General features: G+C 59.1%; 28 protein-coding genes and 1 tRNA gene. 5 read left to right on the top strand and 24 right to left on the bottom strand.

Annotation, left to right across the window (positions count from 1 at the left end):
- Positions 1–11: 11 nt before the first annotated feature.
- From ACSFC7_RS15750 to ACSFC7_RS15735, 4 genes are all read right to left on the bottom strand, one after another.
- A complete protein-coding gene (locus tag ACSFC7_RS15750) occupies positions 12–2,354 on the bottom strand; it encodes a PAS domain-containing sensor histidine kinase (RefSeq protein WP_436343772.1) in 2,343 nt (780 codons plus the stop codon).
- A gap of 271 nt (positions 2,355–2,625) precedes the next feature.
- Positions 2,626–3,126 carry a hypothetical protein gene (locus ACSFC7_RS15745; RefSeq protein WP_436343771.1) on the bottom strand — a complete coding sequence of 167 codons (501 nt, stop codon included), beginning with the start codon at positions 3,124–3,126 and terminating at the stop codon, positions 2,626–2,628.
- Positions 3,127–3,128: 2 nt separating this feature from the next.
- On the bottom strand, positions 3,129–3,809 hold the full coding sequence (locus ACSFC7_RS15740) for a nucleotidyltransferase domain-containing protein (RefSeq protein ID WP_436343770.1): 681 nt from the start codon (positions 3,807–3,809) through the stop codon (positions 3,129–3,131).
- Positions 3,810–3,952: 143 nt separating this feature from the next.
- Positions 3,953–4,117 (bottom strand): hypothetical protein, encoded by a 165-nt coding sequence (locus tag ACSFC7_RS15735; protein WP_436343769.1) that lies wholly within the window; start codon positions 4,115–4,117, stop codon positions 3,953–3,955.
- A 401-nt stretch (positions 4,118–4,518) separates the two neighbouring features.
- Between ACSFC7_RS15735 and ACSFC7_RS15730 the strand changes: the two genes are divergently transcribed.
- Together ACSFC7_RS15730 and ACSFC7_RS15725 are read left to right on the top strand one after the other, a co-directional pair.
- Positions 4,519–4,737 carry a hypothetical protein gene (locus tag ACSFC7_RS15730; protein ID WP_436343768.1) on the top strand — a complete coding sequence of 73 codons (219 nt, stop codon included), beginning with the start codon at positions 4,519–4,521 and terminating at the stop codon, positions 4,735–4,737.
- Positions 4,738–5,517: 780 nt separating this feature from the next.
- Entirely contained in the window at positions 5,518–5,712 is a 195-nt protein-coding gene (locus tag ACSFC7_RS15725; protein WP_436343767.1) for a hypothetical protein, read from the top strand.
- Between the two features lie 38 nt (positions 5,713–5,750).
- Here the strand turns inward: ACSFC7_RS15725 and ACSFC7_RS15720 are convergent, their stop codons facing one another.
- The 7 genes from ACSFC7_RS15720 to ACSFC7_RS15690 form a co-directional block, all read right to left on the bottom strand.
- A complete protein-coding gene (locus ACSFC7_RS15720; RefSeq protein ID WP_436343766.1) occupies positions 5,751–5,873 on the bottom strand; it encodes a hypothetical protein in 123 nt (40 codons plus the stop codon).
- 71 nt (positions 5,874–5,944) lie between these two features.
- Positions 5,945–6,220 carry a hypothetical protein gene (locus ACSFC7_RS15715; RefSeq protein WP_436343765.1) on the bottom strand — a complete coding sequence of 92 codons (276 nt, stop codon included), beginning with the start codon at positions 6,218–6,220 and terminating at the stop codon, positions 5,945–5,947.
- A 2-nt stretch (positions 6,221–6,222) separates the two neighbouring features.
- Positions 6,223–6,513 (bottom strand): DUF7692 domain-containing protein, encoded by a 291-nt coding sequence (locus tag ACSFC7_RS15710; protein ID WP_436343764.1) that lies wholly within the window; start codon positions 6,511–6,513, stop codon positions 6,223–6,225.
- Positions 6,514–6,785: 272 nt separating this feature from the next.
- Positions 6,786–7,322, bottom strand: coding sequence for a hypothetical protein (locus ACSFC7_RS15705; RefSeq protein WP_436343763.1), 537 nt, complete (start codon positions 7,320–7,322; stop codon positions 6,786–6,788).
- Positions 7,323–7,595: 273 nt separating this feature from the next.
- Entirely contained in the window at positions 7,596–7,799 is a 204-nt protein-coding gene (locus ACSFC7_RS15700) for a hypothetical protein (protein WP_436343762.1), read from the bottom strand.
- A 190-nt stretch (positions 7,800–7,989) separates the two neighbouring features.
- Entirely contained in the window at positions 7,990–9,135 is a 1,146-nt protein-coding gene (locus tag ACSFC7_RS15695) for a three-Cys-motif partner protein TcmP (protein ID WP_436343761.1), read from the bottom strand.
- 125 nt (positions 9,136–9,260) lie between these two features.
- Positions 9,261–10,313, bottom strand: coding sequence for an SPL family radical SAM protein (locus ACSFC7_RS15690; RefSeq protein WP_436343760.1), 1,053 nt, complete (start codon positions 10,311–10,313; stop codon positions 9,261–9,263).
- Positions 10,314–10,449: 136 nt separating this feature from the next.
- Here ACSFC7_RS15690 and ACSFC7_RS15685 point away from each other — a divergent pair, with 136 nt between their 5' ends.
- The gene (locus ACSFC7_RS15685; RefSeq protein WP_436343759.1) at positions 10,450–11,796 is read left to right on the top strand and encodes an SPL family radical SAM protein; all 1,347 of its coding nucleotides are present in this window, start codon (positions 10,450–10,452) and stop codon (positions 11,794–11,796) included.
- A gap of 432 nt (positions 11,797–12,228) precedes the next feature.
- On the opposite strand, the gene ACSFC7_RS15680 is transcribed toward ACSFC7_RS15685, so the two are convergent.
- From ACSFC7_RS15680 to ACSFC7_RS15645, 8 genes are all read right to left on the bottom strand, one after another.
- Positions 12,229–13,875, bottom strand: coding sequence for a DUF7845 domain-containing protein (locus ACSFC7_RS15680; protein WP_436343758.1), 1,647 nt, complete (start codon positions 13,873–13,875; stop codon positions 12,229–12,231).
- Positions 13,872–14,168, bottom strand: a complete 297-nt coding sequence (locus tag ACSFC7_RS15675) for a hypothetical protein (RefSeq protein ID WP_436343757.1) — start codon at positions 14,166–14,168, stop codon at positions 13,872–13,874. The genes ACSFC7_RS15680 and ACSFC7_RS15675 overlap by 4 nt, the downstream gene beginning before the upstream one ends.
- Positions 14,165–14,686: a hypothetical protein gene (locus ACSFC7_RS15670; protein WP_436343756.1), complete on the bottom strand. Its 522-nt coding sequence runs from the start codon at positions 14,684–14,686 to the stop codon at positions 14,165–14,167. The genes ACSFC7_RS15675 and ACSFC7_RS15670 overlap by 4 nt, the downstream gene beginning before the upstream one ends.
- Positions 14,686–15,039: a hypothetical protein gene (locus ACSFC7_RS15665; RefSeq protein WP_436343755.1), complete on the bottom strand. Its 354-nt coding sequence runs from the start codon at positions 15,037–15,039 to the stop codon at positions 14,686–14,688. Before ACSFC7_RS15665 ends, ACSFC7_RS15670 begins: the two co-directional genes overlap by 1 nt.
- Entirely contained in the window at positions 15,032–15,619 is a 588-nt protein-coding gene (locus tag ACSFC7_RS15660) for a DnaJ domain-containing protein (RefSeq protein WP_436343754.1), read from the bottom strand. Before ACSFC7_RS15660 ends, ACSFC7_RS15665 begins: the two co-directional genes overlap by 8 nt.
- Positions 15,612–15,851 (bottom strand): DUF7563 family protein, encoded by a 240-nt coding sequence (locus ACSFC7_RS15655; protein ID WP_436343753.1) that lies wholly within the window; start codon positions 15,849–15,851, stop codon positions 15,612–15,614. The genes ACSFC7_RS15660 and ACSFC7_RS15655 overlap by 8 nt, the downstream gene beginning before the upstream one ends.
- A 59-nt stretch (positions 15,852–15,910) precedes the next feature.
- A tRNA-Trp gene (locus tag ACSFC7_RS15650) sits at positions 15,911–16,086 on the bottom strand.
- 53 nt (positions 16,087–16,139) lie between these two features.
- Complete coding sequence (locus ACSFC7_RS15645; RefSeq protein WP_436343752.1) at positions 16,140–17,039, bottom strand: DUF5794 domain-containing protein; 900 nt, start codon at positions 17,037–17,039, stop codon at positions 16,140–16,142.
- A gap of 523 nt (positions 17,040–17,562) precedes the next feature.
- Between ACSFC7_RS15645 and guaB the strand changes: the two genes are divergently transcribed.
- A complete protein-coding gene (guaB, locus tag ACSFC7_RS15640) occupies positions 17,563–19,065 on the top strand; it encodes an IMP dehydrogenase (RefSeq protein ID WP_436343751.1) in 1,503 nt (500 codons plus the stop codon).
- 35 nt (positions 19,066–19,100) lie between these two features.
- Here guaB and ACSFC7_RS15635 read toward each other — a convergent pair whose 3' ends face one another.
- Positions 19,101–20,813: an AMP-binding protein gene (locus ACSFC7_RS15635; protein ID WP_436343750.1), complete on the bottom strand. Its 1,713-nt coding sequence runs from the start codon at positions 20,811–20,813 to the stop codon at positions 19,101–19,103.
- A 100-nt stretch (positions 20,814–20,913) separates the two neighbouring features.
- Complete coding sequence (gene cmk, locus ACSFC7_RS15630; RefSeq protein ID WP_436343749.1) at positions 20,914–21,525, bottom strand: (d)CMP kinase; 612 nt, start codon at positions 21,523–21,525, stop codon at positions 20,914–20,916.
- Between the two features lie 220 nt (positions 21,526–21,745).
- Between cmk and ACSFC7_RS15625 the strand changes: the two genes are divergently transcribed.
- Positions 21,746–22,522: an SDR family NAD(P)-dependent oxidoreductase gene (locus ACSFC7_RS15625; RefSeq protein ID WP_436343748.1), complete on the top strand. Its 777-nt coding sequence runs from the start codon at positions 21,746–21,748 to the stop codon at positions 22,520–22,522.
- 85 nt (positions 22,523–22,607) lie between these two features.
- Here ACSFC7_RS15625 and ACSFC7_RS15620 read toward each other — a convergent pair whose 3' ends face one another.
- From ACSFC7_RS15620 to ACSFC7_RS15610, 3 genes are read right to left on the bottom strand one after another with little or no spacing between them, the layout of a single operon-like run.
- Positions 22,608–23,126 (bottom strand): hypothetical protein, encoded by a 519-nt coding sequence (locus ACSFC7_RS15620; RefSeq protein WP_436343747.1) that lies wholly within the window; start codon positions 23,124–23,126, stop codon positions 22,608–22,610.
- Positions 23,123–24,709 carry a sodium/proline symporter gene (locus ACSFC7_RS15615; protein WP_436343746.1) on the bottom strand — a complete coding sequence of 529 codons (1,587 nt, stop codon included), beginning with the start codon at positions 24,707–24,709 and terminating at the stop codon, positions 23,123–23,125. The genes ACSFC7_RS15620 and ACSFC7_RS15615 overlap by 4 nt, the downstream gene beginning before the upstream one ends.
- The gene (locus ACSFC7_RS15610; RefSeq protein WP_436343745.1) at positions 24,702–25,211 is read right to left on the bottom strand and encodes a hypothetical protein; all 510 of its coding nucleotides are present in this window, start codon (positions 25,209–25,211) and stop codon (positions 24,702–24,704) included. The genes ACSFC7_RS15615 and ACSFC7_RS15610 overlap by 8 nt, the downstream gene beginning before the upstream one ends.
- Positions 25,212–25,228 lie beyond the last annotated feature (17 nt).

Raw genomic sequence — 25,228 nt, 5'->3', positions numbered from 1 at the left:
CACGTCGCGTCTCACTCGGTCGCGTCCGGAAGCGTAAACGCGAACGTCGCCCCCTCGCCCGATTCCGACTGGACCCAGATGTCGCCGCCGTGGCGTTCGACGATCCGCTGACAGAGTGCGAGTCCGATCCCCGTCCCGTCGTACTCATCGCGGCTGTGGAGTCGATCGAAGACGCTGAACACCCGCTCCTGATCGTCGGGATCGATCCCGATGCCGTCGTCCCAAACCGACAGCAGCCACATCTCGCCGCGTCGGTCGACGTCGACGTGGACCCGGGGTGGATCGTCGCCGTGGTAGGTCAGCGCGTTGTCGAGGAGGTTCTGGAACACCTGTCGGAGCTGGCTGGCGTCACCGTCGACGACGGGGAGTTCGTCGACCGTGATTTCGGCGGCCGTCTCCTCGATCTGGAGCTGCAGATCGTCGATCACGTCGTCGACGACGCCGTCGAGTTCGACCGGCTCGAACGAATCGCCCTGCGTTTCGATCCGGGAGTACTCGAGTAAGGCATCGATCATATCGTGCATCCGCTCGGCCCCGTCGACGGCGAACTCGAGGAACTCCTCACCGTCCTCGTCGAAGGCATCACCGTACCGGTCCTCGAGCAACTGGAGGTAGCTCGTGACCATTCGAAGGGGCTCCTGGAGGTCGTGGCTGGCGGCGTAGGCGAACTGTTCTAAGCGTTCGTTCGATTCCTCGAGTTTGGCGACCGTCTCCTCGAGTTTTCGCTGGGACTCCCGGCGTTCGGTGATGTCCGTCAGCGTCACGACCGCGCGGCTCACCTCCCCGTGCTCGTCTCTGACCGGCATCCCGTGTTCCATGATGATCCGCCGTTCGTCATCGAACGTACTGATCTCGTAGATGTTCGGATCGGTCACCGCCTCCCCCTGCAGTACCTGGGACATCGTCCAGTCCTCGGGGCCGACCGACTCTCCCGACTCCGCCCAGACGGCGGAGTACTTCTCGTACTCCGCGACCGATTCCGCGTCGAAGACGTTGCCGCCCCAGATCTCCTTGGCGGTGGCGTTCGCTCTGATCAGCGAGCCGTCCGCGTCCGCGACCACGGCGCCGACGGGCAGCACCTGAAACAGCGTCTCGAGTTGCCGTCTGTGCGCCTTGACCTCGATCTCGGCTCGTTTTCGGTCCGTAATATCCGTGAGCGCACCGGGGAACGTGACCGGTGTGCCGTCGTCGTCGTCGTACTCGACGTGTCCGCGGGCGATCACCCACCGGAGTTCGTCGTCGGCGTTCCAGACGCGATACTCGGCCTCGTACTCGTCGCCGGACTCGACAACGTTCTCGATCTGCGTGACGACGCGGTCGCGGTCGTCCTCGTGGATCGAATCGATAAACCGTTCGAGTGGCACCCCGGAGCGAGCCTCGTCGGGATCGATCCCGAACTTTCTGGCGAACAGGGTCCCCACGGTCATCTGGTTCTCGGGAATCTGCCACTCCCACGTCCCGACCGCACCGGCCTCGGTCGCGGCCTCGAGTTGCGCCTTGGCGTCGCGAAGGGACCGTTCGCGTCGCTTGCGCTCCGTGATATCGCGATCGGAGACGATGATCGAGACGACCTCGCCGTCGTCGTTCGTGACGGGCCTGAACACGCCGCTGAGCGTATACTGGTCGCCGTTCGGTCGGGTGAGATCGGCCTCGAACTCGACGTACTCGCCCGCTGCCGCTCGCTCGGTCCACTCCTTGACGTTGGGCTGGACCGTCTCGTCCTCTCCCCACCACGGCGTCTCCCAGAACGGTTCGCCGGTCACGTCCTCGAGGTCGGCGTCGATGTACTCCATCGCCGTCCCGTTGATATCCAGCACCGTCCCATCGGGCTCGAGCAGCCCGACGAGGATGTTCGGGTCGTTGAAGATCGCCTCGAACCGACGCTGGGTCCGTGCGAGTTGCCGATCTCGCTCCTCGAGCCGTCGGGCCGTCCGGTTGCTGTCGTCGAACTCGCGAACGACCCCGACCGACCCCCGTACCGTGCCGTCGTCGACGAGCGGGCTCGCCCGCACCTCACAGGAGCACGTCTCACCGCCGGCCGTTCGAACGGTGAGTTCGACGGTCTCGTTCGGCCGATCGCCGTTCGTGACGCTCTCGTCCACTCGAGTCGTGATTCGGTCGAAATCGTCGTCCGCGAGCACGCTCGAGGCGTGTTCGCCGAGCAGGTCCTCGCGCGCGTAACCGGTTATCTCGAGGAGGTGATCGTTGACCGCAACGAATCGGCCAGCGGCATCGAGCTGGTAGATCCCGTCGTCGACCGCGTTCACGAGCGTCCGGTAGCGTCGGGCCGCCACGGTATCGTCAGCAGTGTCTGCCCAGAACGCTGACTCCGTCTCGTCCGCTCGTCTGCTCATACGTGTTCGTGGCTCGTGGAGCGGATAAATGTCATGCTGGATGGGAGACGTCAATCCGTGTCCCAGTGGTCTTCGCTGCCCGTTGCGTGTATGCACGTAGTCGCATATCTCGATACTGCTCGAGTGGGTTTCGACAGGGGTATGCCGCGTCTCGAGTCCCGATTCCGGACCGGGTACCGACGGTGATGGTTTCGTGGTGGTGTGTTTCGCATCCGGCAGTCCGCTGCGAGTGGGTTTGGCCGAATGCCAGCGCTTGGAACTGGTGATTCGGTTACGAGGACTCGCAGAGACAGTCGTGTCGAATGCCGACCAATCCGACAACTTGAGCGTGTATTTCGGTCGCCAGTGCAAGCATCGCTTCGGCTCGCTCAGCCGTTGCTCGCCCGTCCTGATAATACGTCTGCGCTCGGTTATCGGTCCACAGGTCACCGAGCCTGATCGCAACTTCTTCAGTAATGAACCCGACCGCTGCGCTTCGCTGAATCGCAGTCGTGTGCGATTGTGGTGGTTGAGACGGATCTTGGTGGCGTTCCTCGATCAGCCAGAACATGAACGTCTTTTCAGTGGACGTGAACGCTGCCTCGACCGCGAGCGTATAGTAGCCGTCATCGAGGAGGTGACGCGCACCCAACAACGAGCGGCAGCTCTTTCGAAGCTGGACGAGTCCTCCGTCGGAGACATCGAGACCCTCTTCGGCGGTCTGTCCACCGCGACGAAACGCTTCTTCGGCGTTCGACACCAGTGGTTCGAGGTCATCGAGATCGATCGGCATTCCTACTCGCCTCCGGCTGTATCCGCGTACACGACATCGCGCACCTCACTCAGTTGCTCCGTTCGCTGAAGTACGATTCCGTCGTCGAAAATCTCCACGAGGTTCTCGCTGTGGGATTTCGCACTCGCGGGCGTCTCGACGAGAACCTCGAACTCGTATCGGTGGCCGTCGAACTGTTCCTCCTCCAGTTCTCGTGCCAGCTGCTTACAGATTCGACGTCCGTACGTTGCGTCTCCGTCCAGAATTACCAAGAGGTCGATATCGCTCCTGCGGTCGGCCGTCCCACGGGCAACGCTTCCGAAGAGGACGATACCGACGATCGTATCGATATCGTCAGATGCGCGGATTCGATCGTCGAGTTCGCTGCAGAACGCCCGAATCGGTTTTCGGAACGCCGGCTGTTGGATCGCAAAGAGCGGGTCCGCCTGCTCGAGGTGATCCTGATCGATACGAATCCGAGACGGGGAGCCCGCGTCGACCGTCACCACCCCGAGCTGTTCGAGGAGATCGATCGATCGGGAGACCGACGAGACGTCGGCGCCCGTTATATTCGCCAACTCCTTCTGCGTGAACTCTTCGAACGGATTGTTCACGAGATGATGCAGAATTGATTGCATCGCCTCGTATCGGAACACCCGTTCGTCGGGGAACGGAAAGTCGAGTAGTACTTTCGACTTTTGCATATTATGCAATAGTTTGCATATCATGAAAAGCATTCGGGTGGGTTCGGAAGGAACGGGCTGCGTTTCAAGCCCCCTCCCGGACCGTGTGCCGACGGTGGCGGCGTGACCGGTACCCGGCTGGCCGCCGCGACTCGAGGCGGGGATTAGTCGAGACGCGGTCCCTCGAGCGCCGCAGGCGGGACCCGACAGCCGCAGGGAGAGACGTGTCCGTCGGTCGGTCCGACGACCGTCACGACCGCAATTGGGGTGTCACAGCTGGGGCAGGTGGGTCGGGCGGGCGACGCGTCCGGATCGGTGTCATTAGGCATTGGGACCTCCGGTGGGTGGGGCTCGAGGCGGGCGATTCGACGGTCGTGCGGGACGTTTATATCCCGGCAGGATAGACGTAATCATGGCTTCGAAGCGGCTCGCTTGGAAGCCACGTCTCGGGTGCTGGTTCCACCCGGGGCATTTCGATGCATGCCCCTACCGACTGGCTAAGGGCGGCTTCCGTTCTGATTGTTGATCTATTACGACTTATATCTACTGCTAATTTCTCAAAATGAGAGTTGGGCGGCGAGATTCTCGACCCCCCGTCGCTGTCAGATGGCACCTCGAGAAGGATGCTCATCGTCCCGTAGATTACTCGCGATCTCGGTTTCCGTACGTGCCGGTATTTGCAGTTCCTGTCAACCGAGTGTTTAACTTCGAAGTGGTGAGTTGTTATTGTATGTCCGCCTCGAGTAACGACTGGTCCGACCGCAAACGACTAGCGCTGATCGTCGGCGCCCTCCTCGTCGGATCCATCGTGTTGACTCCGATACACGCAATTTTTGGACCGGAAATCCGCAATCTCTTCACGCTCCTCGGACTCTTCGTCTCCGTGTACGCGCTCTATCTGTTCTATCGACTGGTCGTGGCCGTCGAGCGCATCGCCAACAAGCTGTAGCCGGTCGGTGCCGACTGGACAGGAAGGGGGTTCTCACTCGGTGCGCTCGTCGCGTTCGCGGCTCGAGGCGTCACATCCGCGTTCGAGCGGGAGCGTTCGCTCGCTCGAGAATGGACCACGGCTCCGTTCGAGATTCGAACTCGTGGTCCGGTACGGTCAGTCTCCGACCGACCGGTCGATCACCGGGTGCCGGAACTGGCGGAAGCGCGTACTGGTTTCCCGTAAATTAATGGTGTTACGGAATCAAGTGAATTTCAGTCCCGGAGGTCAGAGGCACCCTCTTGGGACGAACCACCACCTACCGTAGCGGGGATTCGTCGAATCCTGCCTTTTGATCGACGACGGACTACATCGATCAGTACCGCCGGTACAGTGACCGCGTTCGTCTCGAGTGCTGGTCGCGCCTTGGCGTGTTTTACCTGCTCTCGAGTGGAATTTTCGTTCGCTCGAGAGATTGATAGCTGGCGTTTGCGAATTTGTTCCCGACAGAAGACGGGCCAGAGGGATTTGAACCACGGTCGCAGCAAGCTGTTCCCTGATTCAAATCCCTCCGCTTCCACTACTCGCCGCTCACAAACTCGTGAGCGGCGAGAATAGGGGGCCGGAGGGCTATGAAACCGCAAGAAAGCGCAGGTTTTGGCCCTTCTAACGGCCAATCTTGGGATTCAGTATCGAGAATTCTCTGCGATCAGTGTCCGGCTATAGTGAACAGTGATTGTTTCGTACACCGACTCCTAAGCAGTCAAAATAGTTATGACAATTGATTCGAGAAAACGGGGTATGTCCTCTAAATCGAATTACGGAATGATCGGATTTAGTGCCACGATACTCCTCGTATGTGCCGTTATTGGAATCACCTCCTTCGTTCTGACAGAGAACATCGGCGCGATAATCATCTGGATTTGGATAGGGATTGGACTGGCTGTGATCTATAACCTGTCTCGAATTGCCAGTGCACTTGAACAGATGGCGTAGCCCCTGAAATCGCTCAGTACCGTCTGAGTAGTTGCCGCTCATGTGTCCGAGTTATCCTTGTTTTCCGTCGGCTCGAGGCCGTCACCGAGCACGTAGTGCCGGAACCCGTTGACGAACAGTAACGCGATCTCGACGGCGATCCCCTTCCAGTAGTAGTACATGTCTCACTTGTCCCTCAGTTCGGAACAGCGCTGTCCCTCGAGAAATCCGAACAGCAACACTCCGAATAGTGCTAATCCGTCGACCATTGGTCTGTATCCTCTGTTGCGGCCTCGTTGACGACCTGAGCCACCCATACGTGGCTGTAGTCGACTATCTCTCCGATTTCTCGGTATGTGAGTTCGCTACGTTCGGCGAGTTCGACGGCGATCCGCTCGTGATCCTTCCGAATCGCGTTCTCGACGAGCTGGGGAAGTCGGGCGCGGAGTTCGTGTGCCTTTCGCGCTTCCTGCTCGAGCTCGCGGCGGCTCTCCCGTTCGGCCTCTCTGAGTAAATCGTCGGCAGTCATCGTCACATGTCCCCTTTCGTCGTCACCGAGAGCGATGATTCGAGATCGAAGCTGACGGCTCGAGTCGAGAGCGTTTCGGCGATCTCCCGGCGCTGTTCGCGGGTGAGATCGTCGCGCTCGAGGACGCGGGTAGCTGCAGACACAAGTTGGTCGACATCTTCGCAAGCGAACGCGATCGCATTGCTCCGGTTGCAGTCGTAGAACCGGGAGGCTTTCTTGATAGCGTCGAATCGCCATTCGTTCCCGTCGTCGGTCCGGATTCGAACCGATCCGGGCGTCTCTGAGTGAGACATGGCCGTGAACACAACCCGCCTATCCTAGTTTTTTCGGTTCACTCAAACGGTCTCAGTTTATAAAGAGGGGGCCTGGCCCGGCGTGATCGGCGCGATGGCCGTGACGATCTCGTGGGCTATGGGCGGAATATGAACACGGCCGGTACTCGGTTCGTGTTCATATCGGGGAAACAGATATTCACGACGTCCGACCGCAAGGAGACACACACGGATTCGGATGGAAAGTCCCAGGATAAGAGAGTAGGCAAACTATTCCCATATCGCCTAGTAGTTCAAAAGTACTGTAAATACTGCGATACCGATTGAAGAAGGAACCCAAACAATATCAGACAGATCCCAATAATAAAAAACACATTCCTGAATTCCTCCCTTACATGTTCAATTTCTTGGTACATATGTAGATCAATAACAGGTATAGATCCGACCTTCTCACCACGTACCCGCCTCTTTTTATCTTCTGAAACAGCAATTGATGATTGCTTCACTATGTCCTCAGAATCATAGACTTTAACGAAGCCTCCTCCTCCAAATCCTCCAAAAGGGAAAGCTCTGATTTTGATGATTTCTTTATCTATATCCCAATCTCTATTCAAGATACGCTTAGTCTCGGAAAATCCGTAATCCCCTTTCAACAATTCTGACTCATCAAGAATAACGCGGCGCCCTTCTTCAATTGAGGATATCCTACCGGTGTTTAGAAACCACTCTTCAACTAACTTCACACGTGGAAAAACGATCAAGAGCGACCCAAGAACACCCGAAATTAGTCCAAGGAGGCTAAAGACCGGGGCCCATTCTCCACCAATCATATTGGATTAAACGCTAACATATCCCCCTTGGTATGCATCATATCAAAAGCTGTTGATCTCTCTGTTGTACGCTTGACACCTTGTAGACTTTAACTAGAATTTTGCAATTCGTGGCTGATGTAACAGGGTGACCACTCGTGTTCGAATTCACTGAGTGTGTCGCGGTAGGTGTGGTTTGTCTTGCCCATATGATATAGGGCGAGCAGTAATCAGATAAGCAGCGGAGAGCGGTTTCCGGAATTCCGATACGCTCTCACTCAGTGGTCGAGATCGCTACTCGTCAGCAATAAGAATCTCGTCGGTGTCTTCATCCTCTTCCTCCTGCTCGCACTGTTGAATTGCTTCACTAACTTCCTCCTGAGTCGCCTCGTCCATTCCCATCCCTTGTACAACCAGTATTCTCGAGATAGAGCATAAAGCAGTACTACCGTATTCTGAGTGGGAAAATACCCCGTCTGGAGTTCCGTCGTTGTACACACGGATATTCGTATCTCGTGTGCATATTCGAGGAACCGGATTTGCCGATATCCACTCCCAGGGGGAAAGAGGAACTAATCAATTGATCGAACCTCAGTTAGTCCGCATCCGTCTAAGAGTTGTGGAATCCCGGCTGTATAACATATCGCAGTATGTTCGGGAACGAGAGCATCACTCGGATATATAACTACTAAAAATCCGTTAATCTCTGGTTTTGCGGCCTAAAAGTAATATCATACTCTTCCTTGAATCCGCGAGTTGAACTGCCCCGATCGACGTGGATCTTGTCTTGTGATTCGAGTGTTGTTAGCGCTTTACGACAATGAGTGTCAATCAAATCTGTATTCAAGTAGGCAAATTTGAGAATGTCGTTGAAGGAAACTGTATCGCCGTTATACCTACTCAACAGCCGTTCTCTCAGTTCTTTGATCCGTAAATCTTCGGATGCAGTAACTTCAAAAAGATTTGTTTGCTCATCTTCATACCCATAATGGTCAGATCCCAAATATGCAAAGTTATCATCAGCACCTTCGTTAAACATGACATCTTTCATCGCTTTGAACCCTTTGAAGTGGTTTGTGGCATGAATGAGGTAGTAAACAGTAACATTCTTGTCAGGATGTTTCATTTGAAAAGGGAACACATATTTCACACCTGCCTCCTCTTTCAATTGAGACACATACAATTTTAGAATTTCTTCCTCCTGTTTCTCTCGGTCCGTATATTTCCTGATAGATTTCCAGTCAGACGATCCAAACGCTCGTGTGATTGTTTCCTCCTTACTTTCGTCATCTAGAAATCTTCTTATTGTATCTACCATAAAATTGAAGAAAACCTCATTGCCACTCGATTGTAGGTTCATTATTTTCGATATGACATTAAAGGGAGTTCCAGAGTAGCCGAAAGGATCAATAAAAACCATACTCGGCAAGCCGCTGTACTTTTCCGAGTCTAAAACGGGTATAGCGATATCTTCGAATTCCTCATTGAAAATTACCTCATCTATCTGAGTATTATTTTCACACGAGTTCTTTTTGTCTTTTACCTCTTCTTTCAGTATTTGGTAATTCTCATCACTATAGTCGTTATATGTACAGTGAAAGATATCAAACAGATCTGCACTCCTGTTCGCTACGTCAAGTGCGAGAAGAGGTGAACCTGGTTCTCCATCTTCATATCTTGCTCGTCCTGCAAATCCATCAAAATAGTGTATTTCGGGGTTCCCACTACTGACAATACGTGTCCATGTAGTCAGATACTTTCGGAGAATCCGGTGTTTTACCTCTGTATGTTCTTTCATGTGCCATTTGTCAGGGTCAGAGTCATCAAGGGGCATAATAGGGACAGTTCTGAATTATCGACAGATAGAGATGGAGACTATATTATTCTGTCGCTGAGACGCAATTTCTCCAAGCGGATTTCTGAGAGTCTACGAAAGAAACCACGACCAGCGAACAGGAGTCAATTAGCATAAATTGGACAAGAAGGAACAGGTGTTGTGGGAGTTTCCCGCTCAGCAAAGTCTTCTGGTGACTGTCGATCGCGCCAAGATTGTAACCAAACAGCCTCATCATCAGAAACGTACTTGATCAGCTGTTTATCTGGCCATAGGTGTACTGGCAGCCCTAATTCCTTACCAATCTCTTGCACCCATCGAAGGTGGTCAGTCGCATATGAAACCCACTGTTCTCGGTCACGTAACTGATCCAGCGCATCAGCCAATTTATTTTCTCCAGCATCTCGAGCAGCTTGTACGGTCATTTCGAAGTTCCCACCTCGAGGGTTAATCGGCTCGTGGAAAACCACAGCAGGCTCACACTCAGCAATTCGCTCAAGATGTTCACGAAGATCGTCTTTGTCCTGAGTCGGGTAGGTTGGACTCATGCTGACGAAGGTCTGCACTCCATGATCATTGAATTCCTTGAGTCCACGGAGACGATGCTCTGGAGCTGGTGCGCTAGTTTCGATAGCACTGACTTGATCCGAATCCATACATGGAATCGATGAACCAATGGTAACGTACTCACCTCCTTCTTTGAATGCATCAAGATCCTGCAGTGCCAGGATTGGATTGCGAGTCAGTACTCGGGTGTATTCTTCATGTTTCGTTAGTGCTTGAACAACGTTCCGAGTGATTTTCCCTGCTCGACCATCCATATAACAATCAGTAGAGAAAGAAACACCTACAACGCCACGCCCGCGTCTCGTTCGTCGCCATGTCCGTTTACGGTCCAGATGCTTATCGAGTCGTCCTCCGAGCCCATCACGGTACAGAACGTAATTTCCCCACTCTTTCTGGCCGTTATCCACATTAGCCTCCTCTTTGAGCATATCTGGGCGAGTCCGGATGTTGGGGGTGGATGGTACATAACAAAACTTGCACCCATGTCGGCATCCTGTCGCCACGTTGACGACATAATCGCATAGATGCTTACTATTGAGTCCTGACTCGCTGAGAATGGCCTTCGTAGGATCATCTCCAGTTCGGACTCCCTCGTCATGGTCATTAGACATAAGTCTCCTGTACTACTCATTTCGCCTGGTGTATAAATTGTTAGTTCGACATACGTAATTCCACTTTCACTTTCACTATACTTGGCTCACCTCTTTTGGAGAAGATGGAGAAGTAGCGCACAAGGGAGGACTTTGCATGGATCTCACTTGGGAAGTTGGCGATAGTTGGTTTGAGCGATCGTATGCCATCAAAGACAGCGATGGCCAACTGATCGAAAAATTCGAGAATCAACCATCGCTCGACAATCTCCGTGAGATAGAACGCAGCCATGGTGGTCCTACTAACCGACTAGATCTATGGCAAGCCGGACTCCTTTGTTCCAATTGTGATAGCGAAATTAATGGCCGCTTCGCCGCCAATCCAACTGGTAAAATTCTTTGCTGGGATTGTGCGATGGACACTGAAACCACAGATCAGCATGGTCTTCGGGTCAACACCGATCCAACCAAATCCGTGATGAGCGAATCTCATCTCCACACGAAGAGCTTGTGTGATCATGTGATCAATATCGCTACTGGCTGCCGTCATGGCTGCGAATTTTGTTACGTACCAACAACACCTGCTATTGACAGTCGTGATAGAATGCTCTCTGAGCAAGCTAATGTCGATGATCCACAGGAAGACTGGGGAAGCTACCTATTATACCGTGATGATCTCCCTGAACGACTTGCTCATGTTCTCGAAAACCGCGATCCCAGTGATCGGAAACAAACAAAGAGGGGGCGCGGTGTCGTAATGTTATCAAGTGGAACGGACTGCTACCAAGATCGGCGTGCTGCTCAGATCACTCGTGGAGTCATCACGGAACTTGTTGAGCACAATATTCCGGTACGAATTTTAACCCGTAGTCCTGCTGTCGTTCGTGATATCGATCTCTTTCAGGAGGCAGGCAATCGTATCACGGTGGGGAGTTCAATTCCGTCGTTCGAGACGCCACTTGTTAGCGCCATTGAGCCAAATGCACCACCGCCGATGAAGCGATGGGAAGCACTTGACCGACTCCAGCATGCCGGTATTCCAGTTTTTATTTCGATGTCACCTACGTATCCAACGATGGGTGAAGACGACTTCCATGAACTCCTGAGCTATTTCCGAGCATTGGGAGAGATCGTTGTTTTTCATGAGCCAATCAATCCTCGAGGTTCGAACTTTCGGCAGTGTCTTGATGCAGCAAAGCGAGCTGGCTATGACGACGTTGCTGAGGAACTGCAACGAATGCAGGATGACCGTCAGTACTGGGCTGAGTACGCTCTCGAACAATTGATCACTGTCCAGCAGGTAGCAACGCGGTTTGATGGTCTCTATGTCCATTCATGGCCAGATGATGAACTTGTACGGTCCACGAATGGACAGCTACGCTCAAAGCTCAAGGCGATGCAGCAAGCAGTGTCTCCAGAATCGTTTTCGGATACTGATCTAGAGAGTGCTCCTGAGCAATCAGAACTAACACTAGACGCAGATTCAATGAGGCATTTAATCTAAACGCATCATAGAGACAACATATTTCGTTCTATTCACATCTTCGCTGATGACCAAATCGGTGAAAGCGAAGAACGATAATAAATCACCTATACCACGGTTTCGTGTCCTTCGGGTGGAGGCTCCCGAAAATAGGCCGGGGGTCCACCAAAGGCGCTTTTCGGTGGCCTTGCGGATCTAAAACCTCCGAATTTTCGACGCAGCGGTGCTGTGCGGGGCGGTGTAAATTTTAATTTTGTGTCGTTAGACACACTCGCTAAGGGGATGTTGGCAGCCGGTGGGAACGGCAAATGGGTTGCACACGCTAACAGCTGGAAAAAAGGCGTTCCACCCGAAACGCGATCTCTACACGAAACGGTGGTTCGGGGTGAAAATCAGGATTGCTTATAAAAGAACCGTACGAGACCGAGCGTTGCCACTACCGACCGGGCTTCGTTACCCGGGTGCGTACTGCTCAATCAACCGGCTGGCTTTCCCGCTCATCGTGTTGCCGTTGCCAACGTCGAAGACGACGATCGCGTCGTCGAAGGTCGCCGGATCGCGACCAGCCTTGATCCACGAGATACGTCCGTATTCGAGCACCTCGCCCACGTTATCGTAGCTCACCGATTTGTAGGTGTTCAGGATCTCACGAACGCGAATCTTCGCGTTCTCGGTAGGCTGTTCCCCGTCGCGAATTAGTTCGGCGCCGTAGCGCGTCAGCCAGTTCTGCCATGCACGCCCTTTCCGCTCGAGGTCGCGCGGATCGACTTGCAACGTGTCTTCGATGATTCGCGTGGTCGCTTCGACTGTCTCGTCGAGCTGATCGACAAGTTCGTTGACGCGATCGCGAATTTTCTGCGAAATGAACGAGACGTTCCCGTTCTCGTTCTCGAGGAGATCGCCGAGTTTTCGAAGCGCTCGGTAGACGGTCGACGTCGACCAATCGGTCTCATCGGCGAGTTCGTCGACGTGTGTGCTACCACCGTCGGTCATCGCGACGCCCTCGAGGATATCCTGATCACGATTGGACAGGCGGGTCATCGTCGAGATCAGCACGGACTCCTGGCTGGCTTCGACCGCAGGCGTCGGATCATCGAACAGCGCGACGTCGAGTTCGGATCGCTCGTTCGCATCGAAGTGCCAATCCGAGACGAATGACCCCGATCCCTTGGTCGGAATCTCGGCCCACTCGAGCACGTTGATCAACGTCTCCTCGAGTTCCTGCGTGAGGTCGTCGATCTCGTTCCAGGGGTGCGCTCCGTCGTTCAGGCCTTTTTTGAACAGCGCACCCAGTTTCGGATGGTACAGCGGATCGAGTTCGCCGTCATCGGTTTTCTCGTCTTTCCGTACGTGCTCCGGATGGTAGTGCTTGAGCTGCATCCCGTGACGAGTACCGTCAGGAAACATTTCCGATACTGCGCGTGTCGGCAGCTGGAGCTGGTGGTTGTACCCGACAACGTCCCGATTGTCAGCTGAAAAGACGATCTTCGATCCTTCCTGATCAGCGAGCAGGTGGAACAGACGGTGAAAGATACCGTCACTCCTGACGATCTTGCGGGCGTACTCTCGGTTCGCTCGCAGATACCGCTCGTACTGGGTACAACGTGAGTACTCGTGCGGCGTGCCGGTGAGATAGTCCGGGTGCCAATCGACGCCCGCTTTCGTCGCGATCGCGCTCATCATGCGCGGAATCAGGTTCTCTATCTCGTCCGGATCGAGGTTGACACACTGCTCGAGTTTGACGTTCGTCGCGAGACCGAGATCGGACGGGACCGACTGGGGACGGCGTTTCGAGGACCAGTCGAGGCGCGGCTGTATGAGGAGCGGCAGCTTTCGCTCCTCTTCACCGTGTGCGGTGACACGATACTCGCGGAGGTTCCCGTCGACCGCATCGGACGGGCGCGGCTCGAGGCCGCCAACCTGGTAGCCGACCGAGACAACCCACCGCTCTCCGTCGAGATCGACGTTGATCTCTTTCCGACCGCCGTTGAACGCTTCGATCACCTTCCCCCACTGCCAGTACGGCGAGTCGCCGTGATCGGTGTAGGTGAGATATCCGCGGATCTCGTGAGCGGCAGTTGCTGGGTGGTCCGCCGTCACTCTTGTTCACCCCGTTCGGACTCGAGTAGGCCAGTCAACACCGCAACCGGGTTCCACCACGTCGCGCTCCCGCAGGGGTGACAGACGTGCTTGAACGACGTGCAGTCTGTAGACTCGAGCGAGGTTGGATCAACCTGCGGGTGCTGGTCCATCTCCTCGGGAGTGGCCCGTTTGACGTGCGTCCGCCCACAGCCCACGCAGATCGCATCGACGGGAATACCGACGCGACCAGAACTCGTGCTCGCTAACTCCGCCTCGAGGTCACGATCGTCGCGACCGGTATCGACGCTCATCGAGGGCGCCCCACGGTCACCGACGGATCGACACCGGCCGGGTTGATCACGTGCGACCACGCGAGTTTCGCGACTTCCTGTTCGGAGCGCGACCCGCCGACATCGTACCACCGCCCGGACAGCAGCTCGTCGACGATCGTCGCCGGGACGATCGCGCGGGCGACCTGGGGCAGCCCCGGTCGCGGCAGATAGACTACGAGCAGGTACATCCCGCCCGCTTCGAGCAACTGGTCGTGAGCGTTGCGTTTGACGTAGAACCGGCCTCGAGTCGATCGGCTGCCGTTGCTCGTCTCGATTTGACAGCCTTTGATCTCGACTGGCGTCTCGGGCTCGACGAGCACGATACCGTAGAACGGGAGCGATCGACTCGCCTCGAGGACGGCCGTCGTTCGCGCGTCGTGCCAGGTGGCCGTGCGGTCGCCGACGTACTCCAAGGCGTCGATCACCTGCACGATCTCCGCCTCGAGGGCGTCACCGCTGGCCTTCGGACTCTCGAGTTCGGATGTCCGCGAACTCATCACGAATCACCGTTCTCAGGCACAGTACCCGGCGATTGTTGCCAACTCCTAGCGGATTTATTATCGTTTATTGAGTCCCTTGAACTGGACTCAAAGGTATCCTGCGCCACCACTATCAGAATCGCCAAATGAGTCCGAATTCCATAGAGCAGTTCGCAGATCTGCTCCGTGTCAGGGTTTTCTACCCTGACATTCCTGACCTCAGTATCGCTATTGACACTGCCGTCGGTTCGGACTCCTCTTTTCTTAAGCGCACGGCGAACATCGGCATCGGTCGCCTGATGGGCTGGATGGGCTGTGGGCGTCCGACTCTCGACGTCGTACAGGCGACTCGCCGGGACGAACTCACTCATCGAGCATCGCCTCCTCGGCCTCGACGACGCGCTGGAAGCGCTCGCGATCGCCACCTAGGTCTGGGTGATGTTCTTTCTTCTTCGCTCGAGCGGCGGCCTTCACGTCGTCGTCAGCGGCGTCAGGAGCCACCTTGAGAACGGCGTGGTGCGGTTCCGGCGGTGCAACGGCATCCTTGTCGGCGCTCGGGAGCGCTTGCGTCGAGAACTCCGACTCGACGGTCTGAACACCGTAGCGCTCGAGAGCGCGTTTCGCGTTGAGATACTTCGCGATCGACTGTGCGTTGTCTCGCAGGTTGTCCCACCGATCGCACGGAACGGCGAACTGCTGGCCGTCACGTTCGAAGTAGACAACAACGCCCGGATCGTCAGGATCTCGGTCGGCGTACGGCCGGTGCGGCTCCGCTTGCGTGTGCGGTGCAGCCGTCTTCACCTGCACGTTGCGGGCGTTCATCTTCCGCAACTCCTCGAGGATGTTCTCGAACGCTCGTGTTCGAGAGACGCGGAACCCGTGCGGGTAGGACTCGCGGTCGTCGGCTGGCGTCCGCTCGAAGCCTTCCGGCCACTCGAGGCGTTCAGACATCGGCCTCACCTCCGTGGTGACCGACGGTCGTCTCTGGATCGGGAATGCCGACGTCGACACCAGCTGCGGACCCGCGGGTCAGGCGTCGATACGAGTCACACTCCCCGCAGCGATGGGCGCGGTCGCTGTTGTCACCGTAAACGCGGCAGAAGTGGTCGGAAACGTACGCTCCGCAGTGTTTGCACGTCGAGGTGTCGACCGACGGGCACGGCGCGATCGTCACGCCGACCACCCCGTATTCAGAATGTATCGAGAACGCGAGAAAAGCCTCTCCTGGCTTTTTATTTCATATGGGGCCGGAGGGATTTGAACCCCCGATCGACTGATATCTCCGGTGCGCCTCGGAACTCCAGAGGGTCATCACACGGACACTGATCAGGTGTCCGATCAGTATATCAGTCTGGAGTGTCGTCCCGGGCGCCGTAGCCTCTGGAGTCAGTCGCCATCCCTGGCTTGGCCACAGCCCCTCGCTTCTCAGTTGGGGTATCCCGCCTAAAGTGGTTTCGATTCGGAATCCGCACTACAGCCACGGGGCCCGGCCCTCGGTCGTGGTCGAATCGTCACCCGGATACGGTCCCGTGTCGGCGTCGTCGGTCGGCTCCTCGTCAGCAGTTGCCTTCGAATCGCCGCCGTCCGTCAGCGCACCCGTAGCGGGTGGCTCGTCACTGCCGGCCGCGCTGTCACTCGAGTCGCGCTCGAGCGGCAGGTCGATCGCGAACACGCCGGCGACGAGCAGGGCGGCCAGCGGTGCCTGTCCGAAGGCCATGCCGAGCATCGACAGCGGGAGCAGCCCGAGGGCCACCGCACTGCCGAACCGGAAGCGATCGATGTCCATGCAGCCGCGGAGGTACGGGCCGCCGAGGGCGATGGTCAGCGCGAAGGCGACGCCGACCCCGGCAGCGAGCACGGCGTTCGCGACGAGTGCGGGGTTGTCCATGACGACGAACTCGGCACCCGTGGGATCGATACTCGCGACGAGTCCGAGGCCGATGATGACGACGGGGTTCGGAAGGTAGTCACCGATCGTCGCACTGGCGGTCTTGGCCGCGATGGCGACGATGACCAGCGCGGCGAACCGTTCGAAGATGACGATATCGAGAACGCTCCCGATCGCCGGTGCCAGCGCGGCCTGCACTCCCGCGAGCAGTATCAGCGGGATTCCGACGAGCATGACGATCGTGGCCTGCTCGCGTGGCGTGCCGGACATCTCCGCGAGGATCACCGCGACCGTGGCGCTCCCCCCGAAGATCAACAGTCCGACCTGAAGGGCACCGAGCGGGTCGTTCAACGCACCCGCGAGGATCAGCGCCGGAAAGACGCCGTCGATCAGCGGCAACATCATTACCAGCGCTAACAGACGGGTGTCACCGCCGACGATACGCTCGAGACGGAGTGCGACCGGGTGTCGTGACGTACTCATCGGTCAGGGTCGATGGCCATGACCCGAGGCCTGTGGGTAATAGGGTGGACGGTCCCGAATCGACCGGTGAATCGCACACCAGTTCGTCCAATTAGGGCCCCGTGCTGTGAGTTTTGGTGTAAATTTCCCGAACTGGAATTTGGCGGCGTCACTGTCGACGCTCGTCCGGCCAGCGGTTCGGGGGTCACTGAAACTCACAGCGTACATACCCGGACAGAGAACCGGATTCTCAATAAACGTTGTGTGGGACGCCGTCGCATAACTTGCCGCATTCGCAACACTGGGAGCCAGAATCGGTCGGGAATGTACACACCTGCGCGTGAATTTCCTCGCTGAGTGACGGAATCGATCGACGAACGTCCACCTCCCGGTCCTCCCCGAGTCGGTCGCGATCCGCGCGCACGGTCGCAGGCGAACAGCCGCGGTATCGAATCAACCACCGACAGCTCCGACAGCCTCGCCAACTCGTGACAGCCGGTTCGGATCTCGCAACGCTTTTTGCTCGCGGGTTCGGACGGTTTACATGGCGAACGATATCCCTGAGCAGGAGCCTTATTCTTCGAAACTACAGGTACCGGAAGCGCTAACGTTCGACGACGTCCTCTTGCGACCGAAAGAGAGCCGTGTCGAACCCGACGACGCGGACCTCACCACGCACGTCTCGAAATCCGTCGAGGTGTCGGTCCCGATCCTCTCGGCCGCGATGGACACCGTCACCGAGAGCGGGATGGCCATCGCAATGGCCCGCCACGGCGGCCTGGGCGTCCTCCACCGTAACATGAACATCGACGCGATGGTGGAGGAGATCGAGCGGGTCAAGAGCGCCGACGAACTCATCATCCCCCTCGATTCGGTCGTCACCGCCGACCCCGAGATGAGCGTCCGCGAAGTCGACGAGCGCATGGCCCGCGAGGGCGTCGGCGGCGCACCGGTCGTCAACACGCGCGGCGAAGTGCTGGGGATCATCTCGAGTACCGACATCCGGCCCCACCTCGAGGTCAACGAAGACGACCCGGTCACCGAAGCGATGACCGACGAGGTCGTCACGGCACCGACGGATATCGACGCCCGCGACGCGTTCGACCTGATGTACGAGCACAAGATCGAGCGCGTGCCGGTCGTCGACGACGAGAACCTCCTCGTCGGTCTCGTGACGATGCAGGGCATCCTCCAGCGTCGCGAGTACCAGCAGGCCGTCCGCGACGAGGACGGACGCCTCCGGTGCGGTGTCGCCGTCAGCCCCTTCGAGCAGGAGCGCGCCGAGGCCGCCGACGAGGCCGGTGCGGACGTGCTGTTCATCGACACCGCTCACGCGCACAACCTGAACGTCATCGACGGCGCTCGAGAGATCAAGGAGTCCGTCGAGGCCGACGTCGTCGTCGGCAACGTCGGCACGCGCGAGGCGGCCGCGGATCTGGTCGGCTTCGCGGACGGAATCAAAGTCGGCATCGGTCCGGGATCGATCTGTACGACTCGCATCGTCTCCGGATCCGGCATGCCCCAGATCACGGCCGTCGCGCAGGTCGCGGATGTCGCGAGCGAACACGACGTGCCGGTGATCGCCGACGGCGGCATTCGGTACTCCGGCGACGCGATCAAGGCCGTCGCCGCCGGTGCGGACGCCGTCATGCTCGGGTCCTACTTCGCCGGCACCGACGAGGCCCCCGGTCGCGTCGTCACGATGAACGGTAAGAAGTACAAGCAGTACCGCGGCATGGGCTCCGTCGGAGCGATGAAATCCGGCGACAGCGACCGATACCTCAAGGAAGAGCCGAACGAAGACGACGAGTACGTCCCCGAAGGTGTCGAGGCCGCGACTCCGTACAAGGGCACGCTCAAATCCGAGCTCCACCAGCTCGCCGGCGGCATGCAATCCGGCATGGGCTACGTCGGCGCCGGGACGATCCCCGAGTTCAAGGAGCGCAGCGAGTTCGTCCGCGTCTCCGCGGCCGGGCAGGCCGAAAGCCACGCCCACGACGTCGTCATCACCGACGAAGCGCCGAACTACTCCCCCGATAGCGAGTAAGACACCGCTCGAGGAACTCCTGTCCCGGAACCGACTCAGACGAGTTCAGTTCGCCGAATCTTCCCGGTCGTCGTGGTCGGCAGTTCGTCGCGGAACTCGAGTTCCCGCGGGTACTCGTACTCCGCTAACTTCTCGCGGACCAGATCCTGAATCTCCTCGCGCAACTCGTCCGTTCCCGCCACGCCGTCTACGGGCTGAACGACCGCCTTGATGATCTCGCCGCGCGTCTCGTCCGGAACCCCCACTACGCCGACCTGTGCGACGGCCTCGTGCTCGAGGATCGTCTCCTCGACCTCCCGCGGCGCGACGCGGTAGCCGCTCGTGATGATGAGGTCGTCGTCCCGCGAGGTGAACCAGCAATACCCGTCGTCGTCCCGTTCCGCCAGATCGCCCGTGAGATGCCACGTGTCGCCGTCAGACGTCCCGTCAGCTGAGGATCGCATCGCATCCTCACCGCCGCTGGGGCCGTCCTCGAGCGTCACCCGCTCGGTCTTCTCGGGGGCGTTCCAGTACGCCTCGAAGATCACCGGATCGTCACCGCGTCGAACCGCGATCTCACCGATCGCTCCGGATTCCACTCGCTCACCCGTCTCGGAATCGAGCACGGCGACGTCGTGACCGGGGACCGGTTTCCCCATACTGCCCGGCTTCGCCGGGAACCACTCCCGGCAGTTGGTCACGAGCAGGTTCGCCTCCGTCTGGCCGTAGAGTTCGTTGACGACCACGCCCTCGAGCGACTCCGCGGCCCACTCGAGGATCTCTCCGGTCAACGGTTCGCCGCCGGAGCAGATCGCCTCGAGCGAGAGGTCGTACCGTTCGGTGGGATCCTCGACGCCCATCAGCATCCGGACCGCCGTCGGCGGGAGGAAGGCGTTCGTGACGTCGAACGCGGCCATGATCTCGTAGGCGCGTTCGGGGTCGAACGACCCCATCGGGTACCCCACCACCGGCCGGCCGTAGTGCCAGGCCGGGAAGACGAGGTCGCCGAGCGCGCCGATCCAGGCCCAGTCGGCCGGCGTCCAGTAGACGCCCTCGCGCACGTCGCGCTCGAAGTACATCGTGAACGCCGGACAGTGACCGAGCCAGACGCCGTGGGTGTGAAGGACGCCTTTCGGCTCGCCCGTGCTGCCGCTCGTGTACATGATGATCGCGGGCGTGTCGACGTCGGTCGCCGCCGACTCGAACGTCGTCTCCCCCCAGTCGACGGCGTCTTCGAATCGCGCGACGGTCACGCCGTCGACTGCGTCCGCCTCGACGTCGGTTTCGCCGTCCCCGACGACGAAGACGTACTCGAGGTGCGGACAGTCAGGTGCGACCTCCAGCATCGTCTCCCACTGGCTGGCGTCGACGACGGCCGCGCGGGCCTCGCTGTCGGTCAGTCGGTAGCGGAGCGCGTCGTCGCCGAACAGCACCGACAGCGGGAGCGAGACCGAACCTAGCTTCCAGCAGGCGAGATGCGTGAGGACGTTCGCCGGCTTCTGCGGGACGACGACGGCGACGCGGTCACCGTACTCGATGCCGCGGGACTCGAGCGCGCCCGCGACGGCGTTGGACTGCGCGTCGAGGTCGGCGAAAGTGTACTCCTCGTGGCCGCCGTCGGCCGCCACCTGATAGAGCGCGACTCTGTCGCCGTCGTCGTGTTTACCGACCAGATCCGCGGCCGCGTTGAACCCCGCCGGCACGTCCCACGAGAACGACTCGCGAGCCTCATCGTACGTCTCGCCGTCGATCGTGACGTAGTACGCCATATACTGGTGATTGTTTACACATACCACAAAAGAACTACCGTCGTGACCGGTTTCGACGACGGCAGATGCCGGCCGCGGAGGAACCTCCTATGACTCCGAGCTACGGATCGACATCCGGCGTCGAGAACGCCCCCTCGTCGATTTCGGCGTCGTACTCCTCGAGTGCCGTCCGAACGAGTTCGAACACGCCCGCTTTGCTCCAGCGGGCGGTGTTGATCGAGAGGTCGTAGAACTCCCGGTCGTCGATGTCGATCTGGTAGTACGACTGATAGCGGCCGGCCTCGCTGACCTCGCGGACGCGCATCTCGGCTTCGGTCTCGACGCGGTCCTCGATCCGCTCGAGGCGGACGTCCTCGGGCGCGTCGAGCCAGATGCGGAGGTCGGCCCGCTCGCCGGCGAGCCAGCCCGCGAGGCGGGACTCGAGGATAAAGGGCTTGTTCGCCGTCCCCCACTTCTCGGCGATCTGCTGGAGTCGCTGATCGAGCGCGCGGTCGATCTCCTCGGACGAGTCCGCCTGCGCCGTCAACTGGTTGAGGTTCATGTCCCGGTCCTCCGCGATCTCTCGGAAGATGTCGCCGCCGGAGACGTACGGACAGCCCATCGCGTCGGCGAGTCGCTCACAGAGCGTCGTCGCACCACAGCCCGGTGGCCCGGAGACGGTAATGAACAGTGTCGTGTCGATCTCTGCCGCCGATGGATCCGGTGTCGACATGCGTGATACCTCGTCGTTCTCCGTGAAAAACCGTCCGTCTGACGCGTCTAGTGACTCGAATTCGACTCCGAAACTGCGTATCGATCGTTCGATCTGCGAACGGCGCGTTCCGAGGAGACCCCTCTCGACGTGCGCGAGTGACGGGAACGAGAAGTCGACAGTATAGATTCACCCCGCTATCAAAGTAATTAAGCGCCGGGGTGTGGGAATCTACCGCAGTATGGCGACCGAACCGGACGAGCGGACGGTGATCGTAACGGGCTCGACCAGAGGATTAGGAGAGCGGATCGCGACTCGATTCGCGGAGAACGGCGACAACGTCGTTATCTGTTCGCGGTCGCTCGAGGACTGCGAACGGGTCGTCGACGCGCTCGACGAGACCGACGGCTCGGCCCACGCGGTCGAAGTCGACGTGAGCGAGAAACCGGCCGTCGAGAACCTGATCGACGAGACCGTCGACCGTTTCGGTCGTCTCGACGTTCTGGTGAACAACGCGGGGATCAACATCCGCGGTCCCGCGGAGGAGATGGCGCCGGAAGACTGGCAGCAGGTCGTCGACGTTAACTTGACGGGAACCTTCTTCTGCGCGCAATCGGCCGGAGCCTGGATGATCGAACAGGGAGACGGCGGGAGCATTGTCAACATCTCGAGCATGATGGGCAGCATGGGGCAACGGGATAGGATGCCGTACAACACGACGAAGGGCGGCGTCAACAACCTCACCCGGTGTCTCGCCGTCGAGTGGGCGGAACACGACATTCAGGTCAACGCGCTCGCGCCGGGGTACATCATGACCGAGATGGTCGAACAGGCTCAGGACGAGACCGGATTCGATCAGCAGGACGTCAGGGACCGGACGCCGCTCGATCGGTTCGGAACGCCGGAAGAAGTCGCGAACTGCGTCGAGTTCCTCGCCTCGAGGGACAACTTCGTCACGGGAGAAGTGCTCACCGCCGACGGCGGCTGGACGGCGTTCGGGTGGGGCTGTGAAAACTGACCGCCGTCCTATCTCCCGGCCGTCATCGGATTGAAACACCGGCCCATAGTTCGCGAGAGATCGGCCAGAGAGGTTCGGAATCGACTTAGAACAGCGTCCAGCGCGGTTCGTCGAGTTCGACGTCGACGTGCTCGAGACGCGGATCGTCCGCCAGCGCGGCGACGAGGTCGCGCTGCGACTCGGCCCTGCTCGTGCTGACCAGCGTCATCTCCCCGTCGTAGGGCGTCCCGTCGCCGTCCTCTCGCCACTCGAGTTCGAGCCTGGCGCGGCGAAACCGCGTCCCCTCGACGTGGCGGATCGACTCGAGAGCCTCGAGCGGAATCGCGAAGTTTTCCTCGGCGAGGTCGACCAGTTCCTCGGGGTGGCTGTCCTCGACGATGGCCCGGTCGCGTTCGCCCATATCGGCTCGCAACAGCATCGAGCGATACGACTGGCCGACGTAACACCAGACGAGTCGCTCGTCGGTGCACACCAGTTCCCAGAACTCGATCGAGTTCGGGCGCTGGCGGAGCCACCGCGGGAACCGCGCGATCGGGGTTTCGGATGTGGTCACGGTTTCGTGTTCGCGCTCGTTCGTGGATTCGGATTCGATCTCGGTCGTCATCGTTCGAGCAGCGCGTGGAGATCACTCGGCAGCTCCGAGCCGTCCTGGGTCACCAGCGAGACGCCGACGAACAGGACGGTGGCGACCAACAGCGCCACCGTTCCGACGGGGAAGACGTCGGGATAGGGGTAGGTCGCCATGATTCCGCTCGCGAGTCCCTCGTAGCCGGCGACTTCGGCGGCCATCGGCGCGGCGCTGTAGAGGACGTTGATGACGAGTCCGGCGACGAGAGCGGCGATCGCCCCCTCCTTCGTCGCCCCCTTCCAGTTCAGTCCGAAGACGACGACGGGGACGAACGCGGCGGCGAAGAAGCCCCAGCCGATCGTGCCGAGGATGCCGACGAGCGCGTCGGAGTAGTAGACGACGCCGGTCGAGAGGATCGTCAGTCCGGCCAGCGCCGCCTGCGTCACGCGGAGTTCGGTCCTGTCGTCGGTGATCGGCTTGCCGAACGCTCGCGGGATGTCTCGAGAGACGGCCGCCGCGCCGATGTTCAGGAACGAGTCGCTCGTGGACATGATCGCCGCGAGCAGTGCGGCGAGAATGAGTCCCGCGACGACGCTCGGCGTGTACTCGAGGACGAAGACGGGGCCAACCTCCGAGGCGGCGAACGTCTCCGAGACCTCACCGGCCTCGACCATCGCGCGCATCGACAGGCCCGCCGAGAAGGCGATCAGGCTCGAGATGGCGTAAGAGATGGCGGCGATCGGCGCACCCCACTTCAGGATCTTCATGTCGCGACTCATGTAGAACTTCGTGATCAGGTGGGGCTGGCCCGCCGCGCCGACGGAGAACAGGATCCACCACGCGACGGCGACGAGAACGGCCGTGGTCGCGCCGCCCATCGCGCCGAAGGGAGCGATCAGGTTCGGATCCGCGGTCGCGAGGTTCTGGGAGATGTTCGACATGCCGCCGCCGAAGGAAATCGCGTAGGCGAAGACGAGCCCGGCACCGGCGATCATGGTGATCGCCTGCAGGAAGTCCGTCCAGACGCCGGCGATCATCCCGCCGAGCATACTGTACAGCAACAGGATGAGCGCCCCGCCGAGCAGGCCCCAGATGACGGGGATCCCGAAGATCGCCCGCATGACGAACTGGAGGGCCGCGAGATTCGTCGCGAGGTAGGCGATCACGCCGACGATGACCGCGACGCCGGTCAGCCCGCGGACGGCGTCGCTCTCGTAGCGGGCGTACATCGCATCGGGGAGCGTCAGTACGTTTCGGATATCGGCCATCAGCCGCATCCGCTTCGCGAGGACGATCCACGTGAGCAGGAAGCCGAGCGGCGCGGTGAAGAAGATCCACAGCGCCGTGTTTCCGAACTCGTAGACCAGTTCCGGACCGCCGACGAACCCGAAGCCGGACTGGATCACCGAGAACGCCGTCAGTGCGAGCACCCACGTCCCGATGCTCTTGCCCGTGATCAGGAAGTCGCTCGTCGAGTTCGTACGCGACCAGCCCCAGGCACCGATCAGGACCACGATGAGCAGGTACGCCGCACCGAAGGCGATGATAACGGGATCGTCGGCGACGGGAATCCCGCCCTCCTGAAGCGGGAGCGGGAGCAGCGAGAGGAGATTACTCATCGGTCACCTCACCACCGTCGGTCACTTCGACGCCGTCGGGGGACTGTGTCGGTTGCTCCGGTGCCAGCGGGAACGACTCCTCGCGCTGTCGTTCGCGAGCCGATCCGATGATGTCGTCGACGATCTCTTCCCCGGCGATTCGATCGAAGATCAGGGAGTAGTAGACCGCGGCGGTCAGCGGTGCCAACCAGATCAATCCGTAGTAGATGAGCGTCGACGCCGGGACGCCGAGGACGTAGCTGAACTCGGTCGTGCCCGGCTCCCACGTCAGCCAGATGCCGCCCAGTCCGACCAGAAAAAAGGCCGCTAGTGCGCCGATAAGCCCCGTATACGGGGCAATATCGGGATCGCTATCGCTTCGCTCGATCGTCGCCGACGCGATCACCGAGAGGATGATCAACGCCCCGACGAACGAGAACACTCGATACAACTCGAGACTCGCCGTGACGAGTCCGATCAGTGAGAGCACACCGATCGCACCCATCGTTACGTTTCGTGCCATTGTGTTGGTAACTCGTG

It is taken from the genome of Natronorubrum halobium, assembly GCF_051351675.1.
GTDB lineage: Archaea > Halobacteriota > Halobacteria > Halobacteriales > Natrialbaceae > Natronorubrum.
This window is presented reverse-complemented; position numbering and strand designations above follow the sequence as displayed.

Coding starts and splice junctions, on each gene's coding strand:
- ACSFC7_RS15750 (WP_436343772.1), bottom strand. CDS start 2,354: ATGAGCAGACGAGCGGACGAGACGGAGTCAGCGTTCTGGGCAGACACT.
- ACSFC7_RS15745 (WP_436343771.1), bottom strand. CDS start 3,126: ATGCCGATCGATCTCGATGACCTCGAACCACTGGTGTCGAACGCCGAA.
- ACSFC7_RS15740 (WP_436343770.1), bottom strand. CDS start 3,809: ATGCAAAAGTCGAAAGTACTACTCGACTTTCCGTTCCCCGACGAACGG.
- ACSFC7_RS15735 (WP_436343769.1), bottom strand. CDS start 4,117: ATGCCTAATGACACCGATCCGGACGCGTCGCCCGCCCGACCCACCTGC.
- ACSFC7_RS15730 (WP_436343768.1), top strand. CDS start 4,519: ATGTCCGCCTCGAGTAACGACTGGTCCGACCGCAAACGACTAGCGCTG.
- ACSFC7_RS15725 (WP_436343767.1), top strand. CDS start 5,518: ATGTCCTCTAAATCGAATTACGGAATGATCGGATTTAGTGCCACGATA.
- ACSFC7_RS15720 (WP_436343766.1), bottom strand. CDS start 5,873: ATGTACTACTACTGGAAGGGGATCGCCGTCGAGATCGCGTTACTGTTC.
- ACSFC7_RS15715 (WP_436343765.1), bottom strand. CDS start 6,220: ATGACTGCCGACGATTTACTCAGAGAGGCCGAACGGGAGAGCCGCCGC.
- ACSFC7_RS15710 (WP_436343764.1), bottom strand. CDS start 6,513: ATGTCTCACTCAGAGACGCCCGGATCGGTTCGAATCCGGACCGACGAC.
- ACSFC7_RS15705 (WP_436343763.1), bottom strand. CDS start 7,322: ATGATTGGTGGAGAATGGGCCCCGGTCTTTAGCCTCCTTGGACTAATT.
- ACSFC7_RS15695 (WP_436343761.1), bottom strand. CDS start 9,135: ATGCCCCTTGATGACTCTGACCCTGACAAATGGCACATGAAAGAACAT.
- ACSFC7_RS15690 (WP_436343760.1), bottom strand. CDS start 10,313: ATGTCTAATGACCATGACGAGGGAGTCCGAACTGGAGATGATCCTACG.
- ACSFC7_RS15685 (WP_436343759.1), top strand. CDS start 10,450: ATGGATCTCACTTGGGAAGTTGGCGATAGTTGGTTTGAGCGATCGTAT.
- ACSFC7_RS15675 (WP_436343757.1), bottom strand. CDS start 14,168: ATGAGCGTCGATACCGGTCGCGACGATCGTGACCTCGAGGCGGAGTTA.
- ACSFC7_RS15670 (WP_436343756.1), bottom strand. CDS start 14,686: ATGAGTTCGCGGACATCCGAACTCGAGAGTCCGAAGGCCAGCGGTGAC.
- ACSFC7_RS15665 (WP_436343755.1), bottom strand. CDS start 15,039: ATGAGTGAGTTCGTCCCGGCGAGTCGCCTGTACGACGTCGAGAGTCGG.
- ACSFC7_RS15660 (WP_436343754.1), bottom strand. CDS start 15,619: ATGTCTGAACGCCTCGAGTGGCCGGAAGGCTTCGAGCGGACGCCAGCC.
- ACSFC7_RS15645 (WP_436343752.1), bottom strand. CDS start 17,039: ATGAGTACGTCACGACACCCGGTCGCACTCCGTCTCGAGCGTATCGTC.
- guaB (WP_436343751.1), top strand. CDS start 17,563: ATGGCGAACGATATCCCTGAGCAGGAGCCTTATTCTTCGAAACTACAG.
- ACSFC7_RS15635 (WP_436343750.1), bottom strand. CDS start 20,813: ATGGCGTACTACGTCACGATCGACGGCGAGACGTACGATGAGGCTCGC.
- cmk (WP_436343749.1), bottom strand. CDS start 21,525: ATGTCGACACCGGATCCATCGGCGGCAGAGATCGACACGACACTGTTC.
- ACSFC7_RS15625 (WP_436343748.1), top strand. CDS start 21,746: ATGGCGACCGAACCGGACGAGCGGACGGTGATCGTAACGGGCTCGACC.
- ACSFC7_RS15620 (WP_436343747.1), bottom strand. CDS start 23,126: ATGACGACCGAGATCGAATCCGAATCCACGAACGAGCGCGAACACGAA.
- ACSFC7_RS15615 (WP_436343746.1), bottom strand. CDS start 24,709: ATGAGTAATCTCCTCTCGCTGCTCCCGCTCCCGCTTCAGGAGGGCGGG.
- ACSFC7_RS15610 (WP_436343745.1), bottom strand. CDS start 25,211: ATGGCACGAAACGTAACGATGGGTGCGATCGGTGTGCTCTCACTGATC.